Source organism: Pseudomonas sp. AC255, from assembly GCF_979258175.1.
In genome coordinates, this window is record NZ_OZ409841.1 from 1,851,040 (window position 1) to 1,875,932 (window position 24,893).

Annotated in this window: 12 protein-coding genes and 2 pseudogenes; 9 read left to right on the forward strand and 5 right to left on the reverse strand. The window is 59.5% G+C overall.

Translation table 11 applies throughout. The features are described 5' to 3' along the window. Positions 1–75: 75 nt before the first annotated feature. Entirely contained in the window at positions 76–1,245 is a 1,170-nt protein-coding gene (locus tag ACZZ0K_RS08665; RefSeq protein WP_258706824.1) for an acetyltransferase domain-containing protein, read from the forward strand. Positions 1,246–1,497: 252 nt separating this feature from the next. On the opposite strand, the gene ACZZ0K_RS08670 is transcribed toward ACZZ0K_RS08665, so the two are convergent. Then, positions 1,498–2,889 (reverse strand): aldehyde dehydrogenase family protein, encoded by a 1,392-nt coding sequence (locus ACZZ0K_RS08670; RefSeq protein ID WP_252878422.1) that lies wholly within the window; start codon positions 2,887–2,889, stop codon positions 1,498–1,500. Between the two features lie 103 nt (positions 2,890–2,992). Between ACZZ0K_RS08670 and ptrR the strand changes: the two genes are divergently transcribed. Continuing rightward, entirely contained in the window at positions 2,993–3,871 is an 879-nt protein-coding gene (gene ptrR / locus ACZZ0K_RS08675) for a putrescine utilization regulator PtrR (protein ID WP_133336964.1), read from the forward strand. Between the two features lie 12 nt (positions 3,872–3,883). Here the strand turns inward: ptrR and ACZZ0K_RS08680 are convergent, their stop codons facing one another. After that, positions 3,884–4,507: a glutathione S-transferase family protein gene (locus ACZZ0K_RS08680; protein ID WP_150635062.1), complete on the reverse strand. Its 624-nt coding sequence runs from the start codon at positions 4,505–4,507 to the stop codon at positions 3,884–3,886. 115 nt (positions 4,508–4,622) lie between these two features. Next, positions 4,623–5,441 carry an alpha/beta fold hydrolase gene (locus tag ACZZ0K_RS08685; RefSeq protein ID WP_095180222.1) on the reverse strand — a complete coding sequence of 273 codons (819 nt, stop codon included), beginning with the start codon at positions 5,439–5,441 and terminating at the stop codon, positions 4,623–4,625. 223 nt (positions 5,442–5,664) lie between these two features. On the opposite strand from ACZZ0K_RS08685, the gene ACZZ0K_RS08690 reads away from it, so the two are divergent. The 4 genes from ACZZ0K_RS08690 to ACZZ0K_RS08705 all read left to right on the forward strand — a co-directional run bounded on the left by ACZZ0K_RS08690 (position 5,665) and on the right by ACZZ0K_RS08705 (position 19,156). Then, positions 5,665–7,371 (forward strand): ShlB/FhaC/HecB family hemolysin secretion/activation protein, encoded by a 1,707-nt coding sequence (locus ACZZ0K_RS08690; protein WP_258706823.1) that lies wholly within the window; start codon positions 5,665–5,667, stop codon positions 7,369–7,371. A 24-nt stretch (positions 7,372–7,395) separates the two neighbouring features. Continuing rightward, a complete protein-coding gene (locus ACZZ0K_RS08695) occupies positions 7,396–18,048 on the forward strand; it encodes a two-partner secretion domain-containing protein (protein WP_463559053.1) in 10,653 nt (3,550 codons plus the stop codon). Between the two features lie 95 nt (positions 18,049–18,143). Then, a complete protein-coding gene (locus tag ACZZ0K_RS08700) occupies positions 18,144–18,815 on the forward strand; it encodes a hypothetical protein (protein ID WP_463559054.1) in 672 nt (223 codons plus the stop codon). After that, a complete protein-coding gene (locus tag ACZZ0K_RS08705; RefSeq protein WP_150741019.1) occupies positions 18,812–19,156 on the forward strand; it encodes a hypothetical protein in 345 nt (114 codons plus the stop codon). Before ACZZ0K_RS08700 ends, ACZZ0K_RS08705 begins: the two co-directional genes overlap by 4 nt. A gap of 92 nt (positions 19,157–19,248) precedes the next feature. On the opposite strand, the gene ACZZ0K_RS08710 is transcribed toward ACZZ0K_RS08705, so the two are convergent. Then, complete coding sequence (locus ACZZ0K_RS08710; protein ID WP_056789330.1) at positions 19,249–20,292, reverse strand: LLM class flavin-dependent oxidoreductase; 1,044 nt, start codon at positions 20,290–20,292, stop codon at positions 19,249–19,251. A gap of 359 nt (positions 20,293–20,651) precedes the next feature. Here ACZZ0K_RS08710 and ACZZ0K_RS08715 point away from each other — a divergent pair. Beyond that, positions 20,652–21,536: pseudogene (locus ACZZ0K_RS08715) on the forward strand (cache domain-containing protein); the annotation flags it as partial. A gap of 306 nt (positions 21,537–21,842) precedes the next feature. Beyond that, positions 21,843–22,442: pseudogene (locus tag ACZZ0K_RS08720) on the forward strand (methyl-accepting chemotaxis protein); the annotation flags it as partial. Positions 22,443–22,582: 140 nt separating this feature from the next. Here the strand turns inward: ACZZ0K_RS08720 and ACZZ0K_RS08725 are convergent. Further along, a complete protein-coding gene (locus ACZZ0K_RS08725; protein ID WP_056789336.1) occupies positions 22,583–23,068 on the reverse strand; it encodes a flavin reductase family protein in 486 nt (161 codons plus the stop codon). A 323-nt stretch (positions 23,069–23,391) separates the two neighbouring features. Between ACZZ0K_RS08725 and ACZZ0K_RS08730 the strand changes: the two genes are divergently transcribed. Continuing rightward, positions 23,392–24,798, forward strand: a complete 1,407-nt coding sequence (locus tag ACZZ0K_RS08730) for a purine-cytosine permease family protein (RefSeq protein ID WP_258706821.1) — start codon at positions 23,392–23,394, stop codon at positions 24,796–24,798. The last annotated feature ends 95 nt before the right edge of the window (positions 24,799–24,893 follow it).

The window sequence follows — 24,893 nt, forward strand, 5'->3', positions numbered from 1 at the left end:
ATGTTATAAGGTAACGCGAATTTGCGGGCGGCGTTACGGCCGTCCGGTGTTATCCCTCTCGATTGCGAAAGATCCATGACCCCTGTGCTTCCCCGTTCTGCCCCCTTGACGACTGGCCGGCTGCTGTCCATTGATGCGCTCCGAGGCCTGGTGATCCTGTTCATGCTGCTCGATCACGTGCGCGAAACCTTCCTGCTGCATCGCCAGGTCTCCGATCCGATGGACATCGCCAGCACCGAGCCGGCGCTGTTTTTCAGCCGCACTCTGGCGCATCTGTGTGCGCCGGTGTTCGTCTTGCTGACCGGATTGTCGGCATGGCTCTACGGCGAAAAATACGCCGGCAAAGCCGATGTCAGCGCGTTTCTGTTCAAGCGCGGATTGTTCCTCGTGGCGCTGGAGTTCACCTTGGTCAACTTCGCCTGGACCTTCCAGTTGCCGCCCAGCGTGATCTACCTGCAAGTGATCTGGGCGATCGGCCTGAGCATGATCGCGCTGGCGCTGCTGGTCTGGTTGCCACGTGCGGTGCTGCTGACGCTGAGCCTGGCGATCATCGCCGGGCACAACTTGCTTGATACGCTGCATTTCCCGGTCGAGTCGGCGCTGCATGTGCCTTGGGCGATTCTGCATGATCGAGGCTGGATCGAGATCAGCGACACCCTGCGCCTGCGCACCTCGTACCCGCTGCTGCCGTGGATTGGTGTAATCGGCCTGGGCTATGCGCTGGGGCCGTGGTTTGCTCGGGGCATGGACGCGGCGGTGCGTCAGCGTCGTTTGCTGATTGCCGGGATCGGTGGATTGCTGGGATTTATGGTGCTGCGCTTGATTAACGGCTACGGCGAAGAACCGTGGGCGATCAGCGATTCGTTGGTGCAGACACTGATGAGTTTTTTCAACATCACCAAATATCCGCCGTCGCTGCTGTTCATCGCGCTGACTGTGAGCGTGGGTCTGTTGCTGTTGCTCGCCTTTGAGCGCGTGCAGAGTCCCCGCTGGATTGGCTGGCTGACGGTGTTCGGCTCGGCACCGATGTTTTTCTATCTGCTGCACTTGTATGTGTTGAAGGTGTTGTACCTGATTGGCGTGGCGCTGTTCGGCCTGAATCAGGGCAGCTATTTCGGCTTTTCGACGGTGACGGCGGTGTGGCTGGCGGCAGTGATTCTTGCCGTGGTGCTGTTCCCGGCAGTGCGCTGGTTCTCTGTATTGAAAGCGCGGCGGCGGGACATCAGATGGTTGAAATATCTGTAAATTGCGTGGACTTGTGGGAGTGAGCTTGCTCACGAAAGCGGTGAATCAGCCGGTATAAATGCTGGCTGATGCACCGCCATCGCTGGCAAGCCAGCTCCCACAGGGTTCTATGGGGTTTGCTGTATCAGTTTCCACCGCAGTATTTGTGGGAGCTGGCTTGCCAGCGATGGCGCCGGTGGATTCGGCATCTTCATCGCTTGATACACCGCTTTCGCGAGCAGGCTCGCTCCCACAGGTTTTACAGCACCAGGCTTATTTACGATCCAGCCACACGGTCTGCGCGTTGCAGAATTCCCGTACGCCAAAGTGCGACAGCTCACGACCGAAGCCGCTTTTTTTCACGCCGCCGAAGGTCACACGCGGATCGCTGGCGGAGTAGCCGTTGATGAACACGCCGCCGGTTTCCAGTTCACTGGTCAGTTGCTCAGCCAGCGCCACGTTCGCGGTGTAGATAGTCGCGGTCAGGCCGAAATCGCTGTCGTTGGCCAAGGCCACGGCGTGTGCGCAATCGCGGGCGGTGATGATCGAAGCGACCGGGCCGAACAGCTCTTGCTTGAACGAAGTCATGCGGTCGGTGACATCGGCCAGTACCGTCGGCTCATAGTAGTTGCCCGAACCCTCAACCTTGCCGCCCCCCAGCAACAGCGTCGCGCCTTCCTCCAACGTGTCGCGCACTTGCTGATCCAGTTCATCACGCAGATCGAACCGCGCCATCGGCCCGATGTAAGTGTCAGCGTTCAGCGGATCGCCCATTTTCAACTGGCGTGTCGCTTCAACGAACTTGCGGGTGAATTCTTCGACAACACCTTGTTCGATGATCAGACGTTTCGCAGCCGCGCAGACCTGGCCGGAGTTCTGATAACGACCGACCACCGCCGCGTGCACCGCCTCATCCAGGTCAGCATCGTTGAGCACGATGAACGGATCGGAGCCGCCGAGTTCCAGCACGCATTTCTTCAATGCCGCACCGGCCTGAGCGCCGATGGCCATGCCGGCGCGGACGCTGCCGGTCAGCGTCACAGCGGCGATGCGCGAATCGGCAATGGCGCTGGAAACGCCTTCCGGGGTGACGTTGATCACTTCAAACACGCCCTCGGGGAAACCGGCGCGAACAAACGCATCGCGCAGCAGGTAAGCGCTGCCCATCACGTTCGGCGCGTGCTTCAGTACGTAGGTGTTGCCGGCAATCAGCGTCGGCACCGCGCCGCGCAGCACTTGCCAGATCGGGAAATTCCACGGCATCACCGCCAGAATCGGCCCCAGCGGACGGTACTCGATACGCGCCTTGCCGCCTTCAACCTGGGTGGCTTCGGCGTCGAGCATGGCTGGGCCGTGTTCGGCGTACCACTCGCAGAGCTTGGCGCATTTCTCGATTTCGCCACGGGCCTGGGCGATCGGCTTGCCCATTTCCTGGGTGATCATGGTTGCCATCGCTTCTGAGGTTTCACGCAGCGCGCCGGCGAGGGCGGTCAAAAGGCGCGAACGATCCTGCAGCGGCTTGCGCTTCCACTTGCCAAAAGCGAAGGCAGCGCGAGTCAGCGCCGAATCAAGGGCGGCGGCGGATTCAAACGCGTAGTGACCGATCTGCTCACCGGTGGCGGGGTTGATCGAGATGGCGTGGGTCTGGCTGGAAATCTGGCTCATGACGTTGTCCTGTAGGTTCGTCGGATGGGCCTAGAGTAGGGTGGCGTTAGTTTTCTGGAAACTGAATAATAAAGAGCGTTTCTTTCACGATTGGAGAATGACTTTGGATTTGGTGCAACTGGAAATCTTCAAGGCCGTGGCCGAGCACGGCAGCATCAGCGCCGCCGCCACCCACATTCACCGCGTGCCGTCGAACCTGACTACGCGGATCAAGCAGCTTGAGCAGGATCTCGGCGTCGATCTGTTCATCCGTGAGAAAAGCCGTCTGCGCCTGTCACCGGCCGGGTGGAGTTTTCTCGAATACACGCGGCGCATTCTCGATCTGGTGCAGGAAGCCCGAGCCACGGTGGCGGGGGAGGAACCCCAGGGCGCGTTCCCCTTGGGTTCGCTGGAAAGTACCGCAGCGGTGCGTATTCCCGAACTGCTGGCGGCGTACAACCAGCAGCACCCGAAGGTCGACCTTGACCTGTCCACCGGGCCATCGGGGACGATGATCGACGGCGTGCTGTCCGGGCGGCTCGCCGCTGCATTCGTCGACGGCCCGGTGCTGCATCCGGCGCTGGAAGGGGTGCCGGCGTTCGAGGAGGAAATGGTCATCATCGCGCCGCTCAATCATTCACCGGTCGAACGTGCGGCGGACGTGAATGGCGAAAACATCTACGCCTTCCGTTCCAACTGTTCTTACCGGCATCATTTCGAAAAATGGTTCAGCACTGACGCTGCCGTACCGGGCAAGATCTTCGAAATGGAGTCCTACCACGGCATGCTCGCCTGCGTCAGCGCCGGTGCCGGCCTGGCACTGATGCCGCGAAAAATGCTGCAAAGCATGCCCGGCAGCGCGACGGTCAGCGTCTGGCCGCTGACCGCGGACTTCCGCTATCTGACCACTTGGCTAGTGTGGCGCCGGGGCACAGTGTCGCGCAGTCTGAGCATGTTCGTGCGCTTGCTTGAAGAGCGGGGCGTGGTGCGTGAGCAAGCCTGATCGAGCATGTCTTTATGGCGTGCCGTTGCGCCCGTACAAACGATAACCGTCGCGCTGATTCAAGCGATCGTAATAGGCGCGCACCGCAGCCAGATCTCCGTGATCGAGCGGCGTTTCGAACCAGCGATTCACTGACAGCCCGATCGGGATGTCCGCCAGGGAAAATTGCTCGCCACTGACGTAAGCGCCGGTCTTCTCCAGTTGGCGATCGAGGATTTGCATGTTGCGCGTCCAGTCCCGGCAGCCGGCGGCCAGGGCATTGCGATCCTGATAGTCCGGCGACTTGCGCACCAGCGCCATCAGCGGATACGACCACGAGCGATTCAGCTCCGAGGCCTGCCAGTCGGTCCACTGATCGACCCGCGCCCGGGCAACAGGCTCAGCGGGATACAAATGCGCGCCGCCGTAACGCGTCGCCAGATAACGAATGATCGTGTTTGATTCCCACAAGGTGAAATCGCCGTCCTGGATCACCGGTACCATGGCGCAGGGATTCAGCGCGAGAAACTCCGGCGTGTTTGGCGACTTGAAACCCGAACCCCAGTCTTCGCGCTCGAACGGGATGTCCAGTTCGGCACAGGTCCACAGCACTTTGCGCACGTTGATCGATGAGGCTTTGCCGAGTAGTCGCAGCATGGGATTTCCTTCTCCGGGTAGTGGACGCAGAAAAATACCATAGCGCAAAACACAAGGCCCGCATTGCGCGGGCCTTGGTTCATCAACATCTGAATACGGCGCGTGCCGGGCGGGATTACCGGTTGAGGAACGCCAGCAGATCCTCATTCAACGCCTGCGCATGGGTCACGGCAAACCCGTGCGGCGCGCCGGCATAAACCTTCAATTCAGCGCCTTTGATTTGCGCGGCGGCCTGCTTGCCGGTGGTTTCGAATGGCACGATCTGGTCGCCGTCGCCATGGATCACCAGGGTCGGCACATCGATCTTGGCCATGTCCGGGCGGAAGTCGGTTTCCGAGAACGCGGTCACGCAATCGACGGTGCCCTTGAGCGAGGCCATCAGCGCGATGTTCAGGGTTTGCGTGAGCACGCCGTCAGAGACTTTCTGGCCCTGATTGGTGCCGTAGAACGGCGCGTTGAAATCAGCGATGAATTGCGCACGATCCTTCAGCAGGCCGGCCTTGATGCCGTCGAACACCGATTTGTCGACGCCGTCGGCGAAGTCGGCTTTCTTGCCGAACAGCGGCGTGACCGCACCGAGCAATACCAGGCCGGCAACACGCTCGCTGCCGTGGCGGGCGATGTAGCGGCTGACGTCGCCGCCACCCATGGAGAAGCCGACCAGAGTTACGTCGCGCAAGTCCAGATGGTTGATCAAACCGGCGATGTCATCGGCGAAAGTGTCGTAGTCGTAGCCGGTCCACGGCTGCTCCGAGCGACCGAAACCACGGCGGTCGAAGGCGATGGTGCGATAGCCGCGACTGCTCAGGTATTCCATCTGGTATTCCCACATGTCGGCATCCAGCGGCCAGCCGTGGCTGAACAGCACGGGCTTGCCGCTGCCCCAGTCCTTGTAATAGATCTCGGTACCGTCTTGGGTCTTGAAGGTGCTCATGCAAACTCCTTGTGATCGTGTATGGCAAGAATAGATGCCGAATGGGCAACGGCCACTATCCGCGCAAATCGCGCCGACCACTTGTACGCAGGTGCTGGTTTCACACCGATGGAAGGACGGTAATCGCCGATGAACGGTGCAAACATAAGTTTGACGTCAAAATGATGGCCATCTAATATCGCGCCACTATTTTGATGTCACTTTTTATGTCGAGGGATCGAACATGTTTTCACCCGCCTTCACGGCGCGGTTGTGCCTGGCGCTGCTCTGCCTTTTTCCGCTTGACTCTGCCTGGGCCGCGCCCACTCCCGGTGAAACCGACCTGATCCGCGAACGTCAGAACCGTTTGCTCGAAGAGCAGCAGCGGCGCCTCGAAGAACTCAAGGATCTGCCCGGCAAAGACGCCAAACCGGCGCAACCGACAGCACCCGCCGATACGCGCTGCTTCACCATCAAGGACATCGAGCTCAAGGGCGCCGACAGCCTCTCGGAGCGTGAGAAGACGCGGCTGCTCAAGCCTTATATCGGCGAATGCCTCGGCGTGCCGCAGCTCAACGAGCTGCTCAAAGTCATCACCGATCACTACATCGAGAAAGGTCTGGTCACCAGCCGCGCTTATCTGCCGCAACAGGATCTGTCCGCCGGGCACCTGAAAGTGCTGGTGGTCGAAGGCAAGCTCGAAGGCATGAAAGGCGCAGAAAACAGCCGGCTCTCGGATCGCGAACTGGCCATGGCCTTTCCCGGCAAAAGCGGTGAACTGGTCAACCTGCGCGAGATCGAGCAGATGGTCGACCAGCTCAATCGCCTGCCATCCAATCAGGCCAAAATGGAGCTGGCGCCGGGGCAGAATGTCGGCGGCAGCGAGGTGCGCGTGACCAACACGCCGCAGAAGCCATGGCGCGCCGGCCTGTCGCGCAGCAACGATGGCCAGCGCAGCACCGGCGAGCAGCAGTGGGGCACGTCGTTCGACTGGGACAGCCCGCTGGGTCTGGCCGACCAACTGAGCCTGCGCGGCGGTCACGATGCGATGACCGATCACCAGCACACCTCCAACAACGCCATGCTCAATTACAGTCTGCCGTGGGGCTGGTGGACGTTCAGTTACACCTACAGCCAGAGCGAGTACCGCTCGCAGATTGCCGCTAACGGCTACAACTTCAAGCAGACCGGCGACAGCGAAAACCATCAGTTGCGCGCCGAGCGCGTGATCCATCGCGACGCGGTCAGCAAGACCTCCCTCAGTGCGGGACTTTCGTACCTGCGCACCAACAACTTCATCGAAGACAGCAAGCTCAAACTGAGCAGCAATCGCATCAGCGAAGCGCAATTCGGCTTCAACCATGGCCGTCGTGTCGGCAGCGCGTTCGTCAACTTCGATGCTGGCATGCAGGAGGGCATCGGTGCTTTCGATGCGCAGGGCAGTCACGATCCCGGCCCCGGCGAACCGGACGCACGCTACCGAAAATACACCGCAACCCTGAGCTATTTGCAGCCGTTCAAATTGCTCGGTGAATCCTTCAGCTTCAGCAGCCTGATGACCGGCCAGCGCAGCGAAGACGTGCTGTTCAGCTCGCAGCGCACGAGCCTCGGCGGCTCGGCGTCGATCCGTGGCTACAAGGATCAATCGCTGTCCGGCGACAGCGGTGGTTACTGGCGCAACGACCTGCGCTGGAGCCGCCCGGTGACCGCCGAATGGCTGCAACCGGTGTTCGCCGAGTACGGCACCAGCCTCGGATACGACCAGGGCGTAATTCGCGGCGATCGCTACAACGGCGATCAGCACGGACGCATGTCGAGCAACTCGCTGGAGCTGTTCGCACGTGGTCAGCATGTGGCCGCCAGCGTGACTTTCGCGCATTCCCTGGAACGACCCGACGCGCTGACTGAGCGTGAAGCGCCGATCTATTTCCGCCTGGACTTTTTCATCTAAACGCTAGTAATCGGGGTCATTGACATGGACGTTCGCCAGTTTGCCTTCCTCGCAGATCAGCCGAGTGCGGTCGTGAAAAACCGTGAGTTGTTTCTCGGCATGCCCAAACGCGGACTGGCGTTCCTGCTGGCCAACGTCATGCTCTGGCAGCCGCTGTGGGCACAGGCCGATGGCATCGTCGTGGCCAACCCGAATACCTCGCTGGATCGCGCCGGCAATGGTGTGCCGATCATCAACATCGCCACGCCCAACGCCAGCGGCCTGTCGCACAACCAGTTCCACGACTACAACGTCGGTGCGCAGGGCGTCATCCTCAACAACGGCGCGGCGCAGACCACGTACACGCAATTGGGCGGGCATGTCGTCGGCAACCCGAACCTGAAAAACAGCGGTTCGGCGCAGGCGATTCTCAACGAAGTCATCAGCGGCAACCCGAGTCAGTTGCGCGGCTACACCGAAGTGGCCGGGCAGTCTGCGCGGGTCATCGTCGCCAACCCCTACGGCATCACCTGCAATGGCTGCGGTTTCATCAACGCACCACGGGTGACGCTGACTACCGGTAAACCGGTGCTGGAAAACGGCCGTCTGGATCGCTTTCAGGTCGATCAGGGCAGCGTCGCCGTTGAAGGCGCGGGCATCAATGCGACCAATATCGACCGCTTCGAAATCATTACCCGCAGCGCCAAGATCAATGCGCAGATCCAGGCGCAGAACCTGACCATCGTCGCCGGTCGCAACGACGTTAACGCCGACAGCCTCAACGCCACGGCCCGCGCCGACGACGGTAGCGCGAAACCGCAACTGGCCATCGACTCCTCGGCACTCGGCGGCATGTACGCCGGGGCGATCAAACTGGTCGGCACCGAGGCCGGCGTTGGGGTAAAACTCGACGGCAAACTGATCGCCAGCGGCGGCGATATTCAGCTTGATGCGAACGGGCAACTGAGCCTGGCCGACACCTCGGCTACCGGCGCGGTCAACGTCAAAGCTGCCAGCCTCGACGCGCAAGCTCCGGTCTACGCCGGCACGTCGCTAAATGTGCAGACCCAAGGCAACCTGACCAACCGCCAGACCTTGGCCGCCCGCGACAGCGTGGTGCTCAGCGCCGGTGGGCAACTGACCAATGCCGGCGCCATCGAAGCCGGCGTCAATGCCGACGGCAGCCGCAACGCCAGCGGTGATCTGACTCTGAGCGCGCAGACCCTGAACAACAGCGGCAATAATCTCACTGCCGGCCGTAATCTGACGGTCAATGCTGCGCAGGCCCTGATCAATCAAAGCGGCACGCTCAGCGCGCAAAACATCAGCATCAGCGGCGGCATGCTCAACAACCGCAGCGGGCAGATGCTCGGTGATCTGGGCCTGAACATCGATTTGAGCGGGGCGCTGGACAACCGTGATGGGGTTCTTGGTTCGGGGCGTTTGGTCAATCTCAAAGCCGCGAGTCTGGATAACCGCGAGGCCGGTGCGGTGGTCAGCGATGGCAGCCTGACGGCGCGCATCAGTGGCACCCTCGACAACCGCAACAAAGGTGACATCTCGGCCAAAGGCGCCCTTGATCTGCAGGCCGGCACGCTGCTCAACAGCGACGGCAAAGTCATCGGTAAAAACACGCTGGCCGTGCGCGGCGACGCGGTCGACAACCGGGGCGGTGTGATCCAGGCCGACCAGCAACTGAGCCTGAACGTCGCGCAACTGGATAACCGCGAAAAAGGTGTGATCAGCGGCAAGCAAGGCCTGACTTATGTGGGTACTCGACTGGACAACAGCGGTGGTCTGCTCAGCGCGGCCGGCGCGGTCAACCTGACCGCCGCAGAAATCCAGAACGCTGCCGGGCGCATCGCCAGCCAGGGCGACTTGCTGGCAACCATCGGCCTGCTGCAGCAACAGGGCGGCGAACTGGTCGCGCAAGGCAATCTGCGCCTGAGCGGCAAGTCCCTCGATAACCGTAACGGCGGAATTGTCGGCACCACCCAAGCGCTGACCCTGTCGGTGGATGACGTCGACAACCGCAGCGGCGAAATCTCCAGCAGCCTGTTGATGAACGTCAACGGTCTGCGTCTGGACAACAGCGACGGCGGCAGGATTCTTTCCGGCAACGATCTGGGTTTAAGCGTCGGCAAACTGATCAACCAGAGCAAGGGCTTGATCGCCGCGACGAAAGGCGCGGCGACGCTCAGTGGCAACACGTTCGACAACAACGGCGGCACGCTCAACAGCCTCAACGGTCTGGTATTTACCCTCGATGATGCGCTGAGCAATTCTCTTGGCGTGATCAACAGCAACGGCACGCTGACCGTCAATGCCGCACGCATCGACAACAGCAACGGCAGTCTCGGCAGTGGCGGCGATTTGAAGCTGACCAGCACTGGCGCGCTGCTCAATCAGGCCGGTTCGATCAACACCGACCGCGCGCTGACAGTCAACAGCGGCAGTCTGGATAACAGCCAGAAAGGTGTGATCTACGCCCAAGGCAGCAGCCGGGTCGAGACCGGCGCGTTCAACAACAGCGAAGGCGGCAAACTCACCAGCGGTGCGGCACTGACGCTCAAGGCCGGCCAAGTCAATAACGCTGCTGGCCGCATCGCCAGTCAGCAGGCGCTGGATGTTTCGCTCAGCGGGCTCGATCAGCAGGGCGGTGAACTGTTCAGCAAGGCCGACCTGACGCTCGATCTGAACCACGGCCAGTTGAACAACCAGAACGGTTTGATCAATGCACCCGGCACGCTGTTGCTGAAAAACCTCAACGGCGTGAACAACCAGGGCGGGGAAATTTCCAGCCAGCAGGCTTTCACATTCGCCGCGCGTGAGCTGGACAACAGCAACGGCAAACTGCTCAGCCAGCAAGGCCTGACGTTGCGCATCGCTGCGGCATTGAACAACCTCAAAGGCGTGATCTCCGGCGCCTCGCTCGATAGCCACAGCGCCAGCCTCGACAACCATGAAGGCCTGATCAGCAGTCGCGGCGAGTTGTTGCTGACTGTCGACAAGACCCTGGATAACCAGCTCGGTACGGTCATCGCTGACGGCCAACTGACCGTCAACGCTGATGAACTGGTCAACCGTGAAGGCAACATCGCCGGCAAGGCCGATGCCGGCGTGCAGGCCAAAACCGTCAACAATCAGAAGGGGCAGTTGATCGCCACCGGCGTGCTCAAACTGCAGGCCGATCGACTCGATAATCAGCAGAACGGTTTGCTCGGCTCGAGCAAGGACATGACCCTGACCGTCGCTGACCTGGACAACCGTGGAGGCGAAATCAGCAGCAACGGTGATTTGCTGGTCACTGGCAAAAAACTCGACAACAGCGACGGCGGCAAGATCTTCACCGGCCAAGGCCTGACCCTGACTGTCGACGAAGTGCTCAACCGCAGCAAAGGGCTGGTCAATGCGGGCGCCCGGTTCACCCTGCAGGGGGGCTCGCTGGACAACGACGGCGGCGAATTGCTCAGCCAGCAAGGCATGTCGCTCAACCTCACTGGCGCCGTTTACAACAGCTCGGGCAAGGTCAGCAGCGAAGGCACTCTGACGGTCGACACCGCGAAATTGACCAACGTTGGCGGTAGCCTGTCCAGCGCGGCGGATCTGAAGCTGGACAGCGACGGCAGTATCGATAACCAGGCTGGCCAGATCGTCACCGATGGCACGCTGCTGCTGACTGGTGCCAGCCTCGATAACCGTCAAAAGGGCACGCTCAGCGGTAAAGGCGCGGTCACCGTAACCACCGGCGCCTTCGATAACAGTAACGGTCGACTGAGCAGTGCCGACACCCTGAATCTCACGGCGGGTCAGGTCACCAATGGCGGCGACGGCAGTATTGGTAGCCAAAGCGCACTGACGGCTTCGGTCAGCGGCCTCGATCAGCAAGGCGGCAAGCTGTTCAGCAACACGCAACTGATCCTGGATTTGAACCACGGTCAGTTGAACAACATCGGTGGTTTAATCAACGCCCCAGGCGCGCTGCTGCTCAAGCAGCTCAAGGGCGTCAACAACCAGGGCGGCACGATTTCCAGCGCCGAGGCGTTCACCCTGACAGCGCAAAGCCTGGACAACAGCAACGGCAAGCTCTTGAGCAATCAGGGCCTGACCCTGCGCATCGCGGCGGCACTGGACAACGTCAAAGGCATGATCGGCGCCGCCGCCATCGACGCGCACGCGGCAAGCCTGAACAACAGCGGCGGCAACCTGGTCAGCCGGGGCGACCTCGACCTGACTGTGGACGGCTTGCTGCGCAATGACGGCAAAGGCTTGATCAGCGCGGCGCAGTCGCTCGAGATCAGCAGTGCCGTGTTGAACAACCGCGACAGTGGTTTGATCAACAGCCAGGGCAAACTGACCCTGACCGCCACCGGGCTTGACTCCAGCGAAGACGGCGAAGTCTCCGCCAGCGGTGACATGGACTTGAAACTGACGTCCCTGACCCAGAACGGTGGACGCCTGCTGGGCGACAAAGCCGTGACCCTCGACCTTGCCAATGGCGATCTCGACAACCAGCGCGGCTTGCTCACTGCCCAAGGGCCACTGACGCTCAAACGCCTGCGTGACGTGAAGAACCAGAGCGGCGAGATCTCCAGCAACCTCGGTTTCGACCTCATTGCTCAAGCGCTCAACAACACTTCCGGCAAGATCATCAGCGGCGAAAAACTGCTGTTGCGTGGCACCGCACTGATCAACCAGAAGGGTCTGATCTCCGGCTGGCAGGGACTCATCGTCAACGCCGACGGCCTTGACAACCGCAACAGCGGAACGCTCTCCAGCAAGTTCGCCGATGTCTCGGTCGACCTCAAGGACGCGCTGCTCAACAGTGGCAGCGGCGCGCTGGTTGCTCAGGGAGGCCTGACCGTCAAAGCAGGCAGTCTCGACAACAGCAACAAGGGCAATCTCAGCAGTGGCGCAGGCCAGACCCTGACACTGGGCGGTGCGCTGAATAACAATCAGGGCCTGATCTTCAGTGGCGCAGCACTGGATGTCGTGAGCACGGCGTTCACCAATGCCAGCGGCTCAATCAATGCCGAACAGGCTTTCACCACTACAGCCACCCGTCTGGACAACGGTGGCGGACAGATCGCCAGCAACGCCGCGATCACCCTCAATCTGAGCGGTGACCTGAACAACAACGCCGGCAAGCTGGCGAGCAGCGGCGCGATGTTGCTCAAGGGCGTCACCGACCTGCGCAACCAGAACGGCCAGATCGCCAGCCAGAAAACCCTCGAGGTGCGTACCGGTTCGCTGGACAACAGCAACAAGGGCACGGTCGCGGCCAACGATCAGTTGCAGATCATCGCAACGGGCGCCGTCAATAACAGCGCTGACGGTCTGATCTACAGCCAGAACGCTGGCGTAGAGCTGAGCGCCGCCAGCCTGGGCAACGGCAAAGGCTCGATCCAGAGCGAAGGCGCATTGACCCTGGACGTCGGCGCTGACTTCGACAACCAAAGCGGCAAGGTCATCGCGCAAAACGGCAAGGTCTTTGTCAAAGCTGCCAACATCGACAACCGTGGCGGCATTCTTTCCAGCATCAAAGGCGCACTGGAAGCACGCACCGTCGGCGTGCTGCGCAACGGTTTTGACCTGAACAACAATCGTCAGGGCGGCATCATCCAGGCGCAGGCTCTGACCCTGACCGCACTGGCCGGGCTGAACAACAACGGCGGGCGCATTTCCGCACAGTCCGCTGACAGCAGCATTACCACCACCGCGCTGGATAACAGCAGCGGCGTGCTGTATGCGAAAGGAATGCTCGGCGTCACTGGCTCGAATCTGGAAAACGCCAGCGGCCAGATCGCCGCGAATCGCATTGACTTCGGCCTGACGGGTGCGTTGCGCAACGGCGCGGGCGTCATCGAAAGCGAAACCCAACTGAGCGTAAAAGCCGCCAGCGTCGACAACCAGAACGGTCGTCTTCGTTCGCTGGGCAATACGGGCAAGACCCTGTTCCAGATCGGCGGTCTGCTCGACAACCGCAACGGGGTGCTGGAAACCGCCAACACCGACATGACCCTAACTGTCGGCAGCTTCTTCAACGGTGGCGGGCAACTCAACCACGTCGGGCGCGGCAAGTTCGACATCTCAACCGCCAATGTCATCGGCGCGGGCGGTAGCATCGTCACCGGCGGGTTGCTGGAACTCAATGCCGACAGTTGGAGCAACTCCAACGTCATTCAGGCCGGTCGCCTGAACGTCAATGTCGGGCAGTTCAGCCAGACCGCGAGCGGCAAATTGCTGGCTTCGGATTCGCTGCAGATCCGTGGCGGGAATTGGAGCAACGATGGGCTGATCATCAGTGATGGCCTCCTTGATCTGCAAATCGGCGGTACCTATTCCGGCACTGGCCGCTTGACCAGTCAGCGTGGCGCTTATGTTTCTGCCGCGCAGATGAGTGTCGCGGCGGGTGGCAGCTTTGCGGTAGGCGCAACTTCGATCGTCAATATCGGCGGACAGCTCACCAATGCCGGACGCATGACCTCCAGCGAAGACCTGACCATCAATGCGGGCGGTGTTGCCAACTACGGCACCCTCGGCGCAGCGCAGAACCTCATCATCAACACGCCTTCGCTGCTCAATGATCGCGGGCTGATTTTCAGTGGCAACAACATGACGCTTGGCGTCGCTACGTTGACCAACCAGCACGGTGATTTCTACGGCCTGGGCGATGTGGTGATGGGCGGCTATGGCGGCGCGGCACGGGCGGCGGGGGTGTACAACATTTCCGGCTCGATGGAGAGCGGGCGCGGCTTCACGATGAATGCGGATGTGTTTGAGAACCGTACGGAAGGCGCGGTGATGTCGGGCGACCGCAAATTAACGTCTGGCTATATCGCCAACATTTGCAACGACTGCAGGGGTGGCACTTTTACCTTCACGCTGATAGCTCGCGAGTTCTTTCAAAGTACCGACACAGATAGCAGTGCCTCGGCATTACTCAATGTCGGCAAGGATTTTGTGTTCCGGGGCGGTACGTTCCTCAATAGCAAAAGTACAGTTGCTGCGGGTGGCGACATTAACATCACCGCTGACAGTCTAAAAAATGTCGGCGCTAAAAGCGGCACGATCGAGCGTTCGAGTACTTATGTGCTCACCATGGGGGGCGGTACTACTAAGCAATTTCTCGAAGACGTCATGACGCCGTACAACCAGCGCAACAATCCCGATTTTCCATATGTTTATTACATCGATTCGACCGGAGCGACGCGTAAGGCTATTGCCAGATCGGCGTCTGTCAGAGATGGCGGGGGCAGGGAAGCTGAACACATCAAAACGGTGATACTCAACGACAGTGAGACAGGCGAGGGCGTCAGTGGCTTCTATGGTTATGGCATCGCGCTTTCCGGCTTGCGCTACGGCTTTGAGTCCGTAACGCCTTCGTTGTTCGATCCCAACAATCTCGTCGAACTGCCTGGTCAGTTAACCCAGTACACTCCCGAATCTGTAACAGAAGTTGCCGTGGACAGCACCGGTGCCGTTGCGACAAACACCGGCCGCAACGCAGTCATTCAGGCGGGCGGCAATGTATCCATTACCGCTGCCAAGGAACTCGAAAACAGCGTTATCCACCAGGATTACGGTTCGACCGGCGGCACCAACAAAGTCGCCGATACCCAGGTTGGTAGCAACGGTTCTGTTGTCATTCGCATCAACAGCCAACTGCCGCCGGACCTTGCACAACAGCAAGTCAACCCGCTGAGTCTGCCAGGCTTCTCCCTGCCGACGGGTGAGAACGGCCTGTTCCGCCTGAGCGGGCAGGGCTCCAGCAGTACCGCAGCCAGCAATACCGGGCCAGCGCCAACGTGGACGGTCGGTAATGTTGCGGTAAATGCCCAGGACCATCTGGTCGCCGCCAGCAGCGGCGGGCCGCGCAGCCTGTTCATCGATGCCCCGTCAGCGGTGTCCGACAGCACGCGCGCCGTTGATACCTTCCACCGCACCCCAAGCATGGTTCAGGCTGTCGCAAGTACGGTCGACGTCAAGGTGCCCGAGGGCAGCGCCGGGGCGGGCATGCCGAGTCGCGGCAACGACATGAAGGAGTCGATCGACACCCGTCCGGTCACTCGTGTCACCGGCCTGCCGGACACCACGGCACCGTCCAATCCGCACAAATACTTGATCGAAACTAACCCGGTGCTGACCGAGCTCAAGTCGTTCATGAGCTCCGATTACCTGTTGGAAAAACTCGGCTTCGACCCAGACCAAAGCGCCAAGCGCCTCGGTGATGGCCTCTACGAACAACGCCTGATCCAGCAAGCCGTCACCGCACGCACTGGCCAGGCTTTCCTCGACGGCCAGACCTCTAACGAAGGCATGTTCAAGTACCTGATGAACAACGCCATCGCCAGCAAGGACGCGCTCAACCTGTCCGTCGGCGTCGGCCTGACCTCTCAGCAAGTCGCCGCGCTGACCCACGATATTGTCTGGCTCGAAGAGCATGAAGTGAACGGCGAGAAAGTGCTGGTGCCAGTGGTGTATCTGGCGCAAGCCAATGGCCGCCTCGGCCCGACCGGCGCGCTGATTGCCGGTAATGATGTGACGCTGATTGCTGGTGAGAACCTGGATAACGTCGGGACGTTGAAGGCGACGAATAATCTGTCCGCCACAGCCGGCAAAGACTTGGTGAACAGCGGCTCGATCGAGGCGGGCAATCGCCTGGATCTGTTGGCGACCAATGACATTGTCAACAAGTCCGGGGGAATAATCAGCGGTCGTGATGTCAGCATACGGGCGATCAACGGTGACGTAGTAAACGAACGCACGATCACTTCTCTCGACAGCAGCAGCCGAAACGGTGTCCTGCATCATGACTTTGCCGACACTGGTGCCCGTATCGAAGCTGCCAATGACCTCAGCGTGATCGCAGGCCGGGACATCGATAACGTTGGCGGTGTATTGCAAAGCGGTCGGGATATGAACCTGGATGCGGAGCGCGACGTGAACATCTCTGCTGCAGAGGTTACCAATAGCGTATTCCACGATAGCCGCCACAACAGCAGCAACATTACCCAACTGGCTGCCAGCGTCACCGCAGGTCGTGATTTTTCTGCACATGCGGGGCGTGATTTCGGTGTGATTGCCAGCCAGGTTGAAGCGAAACGCGACGTCTCTATGGCGGCTGCAGAAAACCTGATAATCAGCTCAGCAGCTGATGAACAGCATTCCTTGTCCAAAAGCAAAAAACTTACAACCCAGCAAGACCATGTCAGTCAAGTGATGTCCGGGGTAAGTGCAGGGGGCAGCCTGGCGCTGAGCTCGGGTGAAGATCTCACAGTAGTGTCCAGCCGCATTACCGCCGGTGACGAAGCGTATCTGGTTGCGGGCAAAAATCTGGAAATACTTGCGGCTCAAGACTCCGACTACTCCCTGTACGACAAAAAGAAAAAGGGATCTTTCGGTTCCAGCAAAACGAAGCGCGATGAAGTTACCAAGGTCAAAAACATAGGCAGTGTGATTACCTCGGGTGGTGACATGGTGCTCGTTAGCAATGGCGATCAACATTACCAAGCGGCCAAACTCAACAGTGGCGATGACCTTACAATCACCAGTGGTGGTTCTGTTACGTTTGAAGGCGTCAAAGATCTGCATCAGGAGAGTCACGAGAAAAGTAAATCAAGCTCGGTATGGAGTTCGTCGAAAGGCCGCGGCAATACCGACGAAATCTTGCGTCAGAGCGAACTGGTTGCTAACGGCAATCTGGTAATCAACGCTGTTGAAGGCTTGAATATCGATCTCAGGGACATTAACAAGAGTTCGATTAGCCAAACCATTGATGCCATGGTGAAAGCAGACCCTGGCTTGGCCTGGCTCAAGGAAGCAGAGAAGCGCGGCGATGTGGATTGGCGATTGGTGAAGGAAACTCACGAGTCGTTCAAATACAGCAACTCCGGCATGGGGCCGGCGGCAATGCTGGCTGTCATCATTATCGTTACTGTGTTGACGGCAGGTACGGCTACTGCTGCGACTGTTGGCACCGCGGCAGCAAATGCCGCTACAGGCGCTGCTGCGGCCGCCGGTGCATCTGCATCAACGGTTGCAGCCGTCGGGGCGGCTGCCTCTGCCGCTGCCACGGCAGCCTTCTCTGCCGCCGTCGGGCAGGCGGTCGCAAGTGGTATCAACAACAAAGGAAACTTGGGCGATACGTTCAAAGATGTTCTGTCTTCCGAGAATCTCAGGGGATACGTACTGGCAGGAATTACCGCGGGAATTGCTTCGAAGTTTGGCTACAACGCGACGGAGCTGAAGTTCGACCTCAATAGCGCTCAGAGTGTCGCAATGAAAGCCACGTTCGATGCGTTGGCGAAGACGGCGGTCATGGGCGGTAGCTTGCAGGACAACCTGTTCGCTTCTGCATTGGGGGCTGCGATCTCCATTGGGGGCGCGGTCACAGCCAACAAAATCGGTGACATTACTCTTTTTGATAACGGCAAGGTGAGCAAAGTCGTAATGCATGCTGCATTGGGCGGCTTGATGGCAGAAGCCATGGGAGGTGATTTCCGAACGGGTGCGATTGCAGCGGGGGCAAATGAGGCGCTGGTCGATTTTCTGGGAGAAAAGTTACTGCCCAAGGGGTTGGACAAGAACGATCCGGCGTATCAGGCAGGCGTCACCAAGCTGATTGCTGCATCGCAACTGATCGGCGTATTGACCGCCGCAGTGACGGGGGTGATGCGTCAATTGCTTCTACGGTAACCACTAACGCAACCGTCAACAACAACCTCAATCACAGCGATGCACGTGATTTCGTCGAGGGAATGACCAGTTGTGGCGGCGACGAACGTTGTCAGGTGGAAACCTGGAAAAGCCGGGGCTTCGGCGAGCTCAGCGATGAACTTCTGGACCAGGCATTAAAGACTGGTGGCGCAGCTTATGCGAAAGATCAGATGGGCCAGATCGCTGCCGGTCTGAGTGTACTTAACAAGCTGGAGTGCACAACTCAGGTCTGTAAGGATTACAAGTTCCTGCTTACTGATCGTGCATTGAAAAGTGTTGTCAAGCTGAGCGACGTAGTTGGGCAATGGGAACCAGTGCTTGGTGCAATCGCCGGTGTGGCTGGTGGCATTGCTGGCAATTACGCCGGCGTAGGTAGGCCTCGACCTTCCGGCGCCGAGTCAGTAATCGGGTCTGCCGAAATCAACAAAGCATATGAGTATTGGGCTCGGATCAAGGCAGGACCTGCTCTGCCGGACAAGGCGTGGTACAAAAACGAATCGATGCAGGTAACCCCGGGGATACGAGAAATCAATCAAGAGAAATACAACCCAAGGACCGGAAAACTGGAGTATTCCAAGATTGAGTATGATGAATGGGGGCGAATGGTCAAACGTGTCGACTACACTGATCACGGGCGCAATGACCCATCGGATCCGAAAACCTTTCATACGGATCCTCATACTCATACCTACCAGTACGGGCCGGGCAAGGGTGACAATGGACAGCATACGAGGATCAACCATTGAGCAATGTTGAAGCACTGAATGGTTTTCTGCGTGAATACGTTTATGTGGAAAGTCTTCACCTGGATTCCGAAGATGGACTTACCGGTTACAACCTGTTGATGACGCTGGCGAAGTCTGCGGATCTTGGAGCAGCGACTATCGCGGTCATATTTTTTAACGTGGGCGGTCTGAACGTGCGGGGATTTGGTGGTGGCCTGACACAGTTCATGGATCTTTGCGTGTCGAGGGTTGAAGGCGGACTGGATCGTATCCGGTATGAGCTGGTTGATGAGGAAGAAGAAAAAATAGCTTTCAACTTCCACTCCTTCAAAGTGCTCAGCGAGGATGGCAGCGGCGAATAGGCTGCGAAAGCCAGGTTGCACGAATTGATGCCTTTTTCCAAAAAAAGCCCCGTCTGAAGCGGGGCGTTTTTTTGGTTTAACCTGCGAAACCTTTAGCGAAACGCCGGCACCACATGCTTGATAAACAACTCCAGCGACTTCTTCTTCTCTTCATGCGGCAAGCTGTTGTCGCACCAGAAACTAAACTCATCCACCCCCAATTCCTGGTAATACTTGATCCGCGGAATGATCTCTTCCGGCGTGCCGATCATTGCGGTCTTGTGCAGGCTCTCCAGTTCAAACTCAGGACGCCCGGCAAACTTCTCTTCAGGACTCGGCGCGAGGAAGCCGTTGACCGGAGTTTCCTTGTTGCCGAACCAGGCATCGAACGTGCGATAGAAACGTGAGATGGCTTTCGCGCCGACCTTCCAGCCGTCCGGGTTATCAGCGGTGTGCACGTGGGTGTGACGCAGCACCATCAATTGTGGGCGCGGTACGTCTGGGTTGTTGTCCAGTGCAGTCTGGAATTTGTTCTTCAGGTCAAGGACTTCTTCGTCGCCTTTCATCAATGGCGTGACCATGACGTTGCAGCCGTTGGCGACGGCGAAGTTGTGCGAGTCGGGGTCGCGGGCGGCGATCCACATTGGCGGGTTTGGCTTCTGGATCGGTTTCGGCACGCTGGTGGAGGTGGGGAATTTCCAGATGTCGCCGTCGTGGGCGTAGTCGCCTTGCCACAGGGCGCGGACCACCGGGACCATTTCGCGCAGGGCCTGGCCGCCGCTGGAGGCGGGCATGCCGCCGGCCATGCGGTCGAATTCGACTTGATAGGCGCCGCGCGCGAGACCGACTTCCATGCGGCCGTTGCTGATCACGTCGAGCAGGGCGCATTCGCCGGCGACGCGCAGCGGGTGCCAGAACGGCGCGATGATGGTGCCGGCGCCGAGGTGGATGGTGGTGGTTTTCGCTGCGAGGTAGGCCAGCAACGGCATCGGGCTTGGGGAGATGGTGTATTCCATGGCGTGGTGTTCGCCAATCCACACGGTGCTGAAACCGCCGGCCTCGGCCATCAGGGTCAGTTCGGTCAGGTCTTCGAACAGTTGGCGGTGGCTGACGCTTTCGTCCCAGCGTTCCATGTGTACGAACAGGGAAAATTTCATGACGCTACCTCGAGTCTTTTGTAATTGGCCGGTCGTGTGCGGGCCTGTCGAACTGACGTGAACGCTGCGCGCTCGCGAGTCTTCTCACCATTCAAGCACGCCTTCGAGGACGGCTGTTCGGTTGATTGAATATTGGTATACCATAATACGGAATATCCGCAAAATATTTCTGACCGACACTTCGAACAAGGAAGGCGCAAGCAATGAACATAAAACAAAAACTGACTCTGGCGTTTGCGGTAATCGCCAGCCTGCCGGTGTTGCTGGTGGCAGCGCTGATCATCCTCAATGTCCGCGAGGGCGCGCGCGACACCTTTACCGACAGCACCGGGCGCGAAGTGCGTCAGGTGGAAAACGCAATGCAGCTGTTTTTCGAGGGCATCAGCCAGAACGTTGCTTACCTGGCCGAGCATCCGCAACTGCAGAGCATCGACACCAGCCTCAAACGCTACCTGAGCAGCGACGCCGCGCAAGTGCCGCTGGGGCCGCAGGATCAACAGCTGTTCAAGCTGTTCGACGGTCTGGCCAAGGCGCACCCGGCTTACACCTATCTATCTGTCGGCACCGAGCAGGGCGGTTACCTGTTCTGGCCGGGCGATGCGCAACTGGCCAACTACGATCCGCGTACCCGGCCTTGGTACAAAACCGCGATGGCCAATCCCGGCAAAACCCTGCGCACCGAGGCCTATTACTGGGCGGCGGATGACGTGGTGCTGGTGAGCACCGTGCGCAGTTTCAACAACCAGTTGGGTAGCAATGCCGGCGTGGTCAACATCGATGTGTCGCTCAAGCAATTGACCGATCTGGTGAAGCAGATCCGCCTCGGTGAGAGCGGTTATCTGATGCTGATGGAAGCCAACAACACCGTGCTGGTCGACCCGAGTGATCCGGCGCACAACTTCAAGAAACTCAGCGATCTCGGCGACGGTTATCAGCAACTGGCCGAGGCGGGCAAAGGCCTGGTCGAGGTGCAATTGGCTGGCGAGGATTACATGGCGCTGGTCTGGCCTTCGCAGGCGTTGGGCTGGCGGTTTGTCGGCTTGGTCAAGGCGAGCGAAGTGATGGCCGGGGCGACTCGTTTGACCTGGCTGATCGGCGCTATTGCTGTGGTTTGCGCACTGTTGTTTGCAATGGCCGGCGCGTGGTTCGCCGGGCTGATGGTCAAGCCGATTCGTGGTGTCGCCAGCGGACTCGAAGGCATTGCCCAGGGCGAGGGCGATCTGACTGCGCGACTGGAAGTACGCGGGCAGGATGAAACCGCGCAACTGGCCGGCTGGTTCAACCAGTTTCTCGAAGCGATTCGCACGTTGATTCAACGCATCGGCCAGGCAGCCGGGCAGATTCACAGCAGCTCCGGCAGCGCAACCGAGGTCTCGGCGGAAATGGCCGACGTGGCTTCGCGTCAGCGTGAGGCGGTGGACATGGTGTCTACGGCGTTTCACGAAATGGTCGCCACTTCCAACGAGGTTGCGCGCTCGTGCAGTCAGGCGGCCGATTCGGCAGACAACGGTCAGCGTCAGGCACACACCGGGCAGCAGCAGATCGATGCGGCGGTGAGCAACGTCGGGCGCTTGAGCCAGGAGATCGGCCACAGCGCCGAGTCGATGCAGCAACTGGAACAGGACAGCAACGACATTCAGTCCATCCTCGGCACCATCCGCTCGATTGCCGAGCAGACTAATCTGCTCGCGCTCAACGCCGCCATCGAAGCCGCGCGTGCCGGTGAACAGGGCAGGGGCTTTGCTGTGGTCGCGGATGAAGTCCGGGCGCTGGCCAAACGCACCTCGGATTCCACCGGTGAGATTGACGCACTGCTGGGCAATCTGGCGCGGCGCACCCATCAGATGGGCAAGCAGATGCACGCCAGCCTTGAGGTGTCACAGGAAACCGTGGTGTCGATCAACGAGGCGCGGGCGAGTTTTGAATTGATTCGTGAGTCGGTCGACGTGATCCGCGACATGAACACCCAGATCGCCACGGCGGCGGAGGAACAGCATCAAGTGGCGGAGGACATCAATCGGCACATCAGCCAGATTCATGGTGATGCGCAGTTGGTGGCGAGCCTGGCGGATTCGACTCGCCAGGATGCGCAGAACCTGACGGCGTTGTCGCAGACGTTGAATCAGTTGGTGAGCCGGTTTCGGACCTGACACGGTCGCCCAGGCAACACCAAAACTTGTGGGAGCGAGCTTGTTCGCGAAGGCGTCGGGTCAGTCAAAAATGTAACAACTGACCCATCGCATTCGCGAGCAGGCTCGCTCCCACATGGGATATCCGAGATCTGGTGAAATCACGCCACAACCGGTAAAGCACCCATCTTGCCGTGGCAATACACCAGCGGTCCGGCGACCTGCTCGGGGACGATCAGGTTCTTCACCGCGCCGACCATGATCGCGTGGTCGCCACCTTCGTATTCACGCCACAACTCGCACTCGATCACCGCCGTCGCATTGTCGAGGATCGGGTTGCCCAGTTCGCTCAACGTCCACTCGATGCCCTGCGCCTTGTCCTTGCCTTTGCGCGCGAAGGCATAGGCCTCGCTTTGCTGCACGCTGGACAACAGGTGAATCGCAAAGCGTTTGTTCTTGATCAGCACGGGATAGGAGTCGGAGCTGTAGTTAGGGCAGAACAGCACCAGCGCCGGGTCCATCGACAGCGAGCTGAACGCGCTGGCCGTCAGGCCGACGATCTGGCCGTCGTCGTCCAGCGTGGTGATGACGGTGACGCCGGACGGGAACGAGCCCATGACTTGTTTGTAAATGGCAGCATCGATCATTGGGTGGTCCTCGGGTGGTGTGACGCGGTTTTTATGGGTTGTAGGTCTGATGGTATACCGTAATACATATCTTGCAAGAGCTTTTCTGGTGAACCGATAAACGTGCCGATTTCGTCGGAAACTCAATGTTTACGGGGCTTCCAGCTAGCAGTGCAGGGGCGGGATCAGCGAGGATAGCGGATCAGACAGCGACAGAATCAGCGGATCAGGCTTGTGCAAAGCTTGGAATACCATAATATGGTCTGCATCTGAGGGGCGACCCAAGAGTCCTCCCGGTTTGGCTTCATACAAAGATAAAAACAGACAAACTCGAGTTCATGCATATGTCCCAGATGTCCCGGCAAGATCCGTTGATCGAGAATCATACGGTCGATTACGTCCCACTCGCGGAACGCCACGGGAAGGCGCGCGATCTGTTCACTCTTTGGTTCAGCACCAACATCGCGCCACTGCCCATCGTCACCGGCGCCATGGTGGTTCAGGTGTTCCACCTCAATCTGTTCTGGGGGCTGCTGGCGATTGCGCTGGGGCACATGATCGGCGGCGTGGTGATTGCGCTGGCCTCGGCGCAGGGTCCGCGCATGGGCATTCCGCAAATGGTCCAGAGTCGCGGTCAGTTCGGTCGTTATGGCGCACTGCTGATCGTGTTCTTCGCGGCGCTCATCTACATCGGTTTCTTCATTTCCAACATCGTGCTGGCCGGTAAATCCATTGTCGGCATTGCGCCGTCAGTACCGGCGCCGCTGAGCATTCTGATCGGCGCGCTGGCTGCTACGGCGATCGGTGTGATCGGCTACAACTTCATCCACACCCTCAACCGCATCGGCACCTGGGTGATGGGCGGCGCGTTGCTCGCCGGATTCATCTACATTTTCGCCCATGACTTGCCGGCAGACTTCCTGACGCGCGGCAGTTTCAATCTCTCCAGCTGGCTGGCGACGGTGTCGCTGGGGATCATCTGGCAGATCAGCTTCTCGCCGTACGTCTCCGACTATTCGCGTTATCTGCCAGCAGACATCGGTATCGCCAAACCGTTTTGGGCGACTTACTTGGGCGCGACGCTGGGCACGATTCTGTCGTTCAGTTTTGGCGCGGTGGCGGTACTGGCGACGCCGGAAGGCACTGAAGCGATGGCAGCGGTCAAGCAGTCCACCGGCTGGCTGGGGCCGATTCTGATGGTGCTGTTTCTGCTCAACATCATCAGCCACAACGCGCTGAATCTGTATGGCGCAGTGTTGTCGATCATCACCTCGATTCAGACCTTCGCCAGCCAGTGGACGCCGAGCATCAAGGTGCGCGTGGTGCTCTCGAGCGTGATTCTGGCCGGATGCTGCGTGGTCGCCCTCGGTGCCTCGGCGGATTTCATTTCCGAATTCATCGGACTGATTCTCGCGTTGTTGCTAGTGCTGGTGCCGTGGGCGTCGATCAACCTGATCGACTTCTACCTGATCAAGCGCGGCAACTACGACATCGCCTCGATCTTCCGCGCTGACGGCGGGATTTACGGGCGCTTCAACCTGCACGCGATCATTGCCTATTTCATCGGCATCATCGTGCAGCTGCCGTTTGCCAACACCTCGCTGTACGTGGGGCCGTACGCCAACTTGGTGGAAGGTGCCGACCTGTCCTGGCTGGTCGGTCTGGTGGTAACGGTGCCGCTGTATTACTGCCTCGCAACCCGTGGTCAGGCGCAGCAGAGCAGGGCGGCCAGGCTCGGCTATACCGACTGATCCCAACGGCAACACAGCAATGCCCGGCCCAGTGCCGGGCATTTTTGTGTGCGTATCTCGGCGGTCAAGCAAATTGGCCATATCGATCCCCTTTT

Coding starts and splice junctions, on each gene's coding strand:
- ACZZ0K_RS08665 (WP_258706824.1), top strand. CDS start 76: ATGACCCCTGTGCTTCCCCGTTCTGCCCCCTTGACGACTGGCCGGCTG.
- ACZZ0K_RS08670 (WP_252878422.1), bottom strand. CDS start 2,889: ATGAGCCAGATTTCCAGCCAGACCCACGCCATCTCGATCAACCCCGCC.
- ACZZ0K_RS08680 (WP_150635062.1), bottom strand. CDS start 4,507: ATGCTGCGACTACTCGGCAAAGCCTCATCGATCAACGTGCGCAAAGTG.
- ACZZ0K_RS08685 (WP_095180222.1), bottom strand. CDS start 5,441: ATGAGCACCTTCAAGACCCAAGACGGTACCGAGATCTATTACAAGGAC.
- ACZZ0K_RS08690 (WP_258706823.1), top strand. CDS start 5,665: ATGTTTTCACCCGCCTTCACGGCGCGGTTGTGCCTGGCGCTGCTCTGC.
- ACZZ0K_RS08695 (WP_463559053.1), top strand. CDS start 7,396: ATGGACGTTCGCCAGTTTGCCTTCCTCGCAGATCAGCCGAGTGCGGTC.
- ACZZ0K_RS08710 (WP_056789330.1), bottom strand. CDS start 20,292: ATGAAATTTTCCCTGTTCGTACACATGGAACGCTGGGACGAAAGCGTC.
- ACZZ0K_RS08725 (WP_056789336.1), bottom strand. CDS start 23,068: ATGATCGATGCTGCCATTTACAAACAAGTCATGGGCTCGTTCCCGTCC.
- ACZZ0K_RS08730 (WP_258706821.1), top strand. CDS start 23,392: ATGTCCCAGATGTCCCGGCAAGATCCGTTGATCGAGAATCATACGGTC.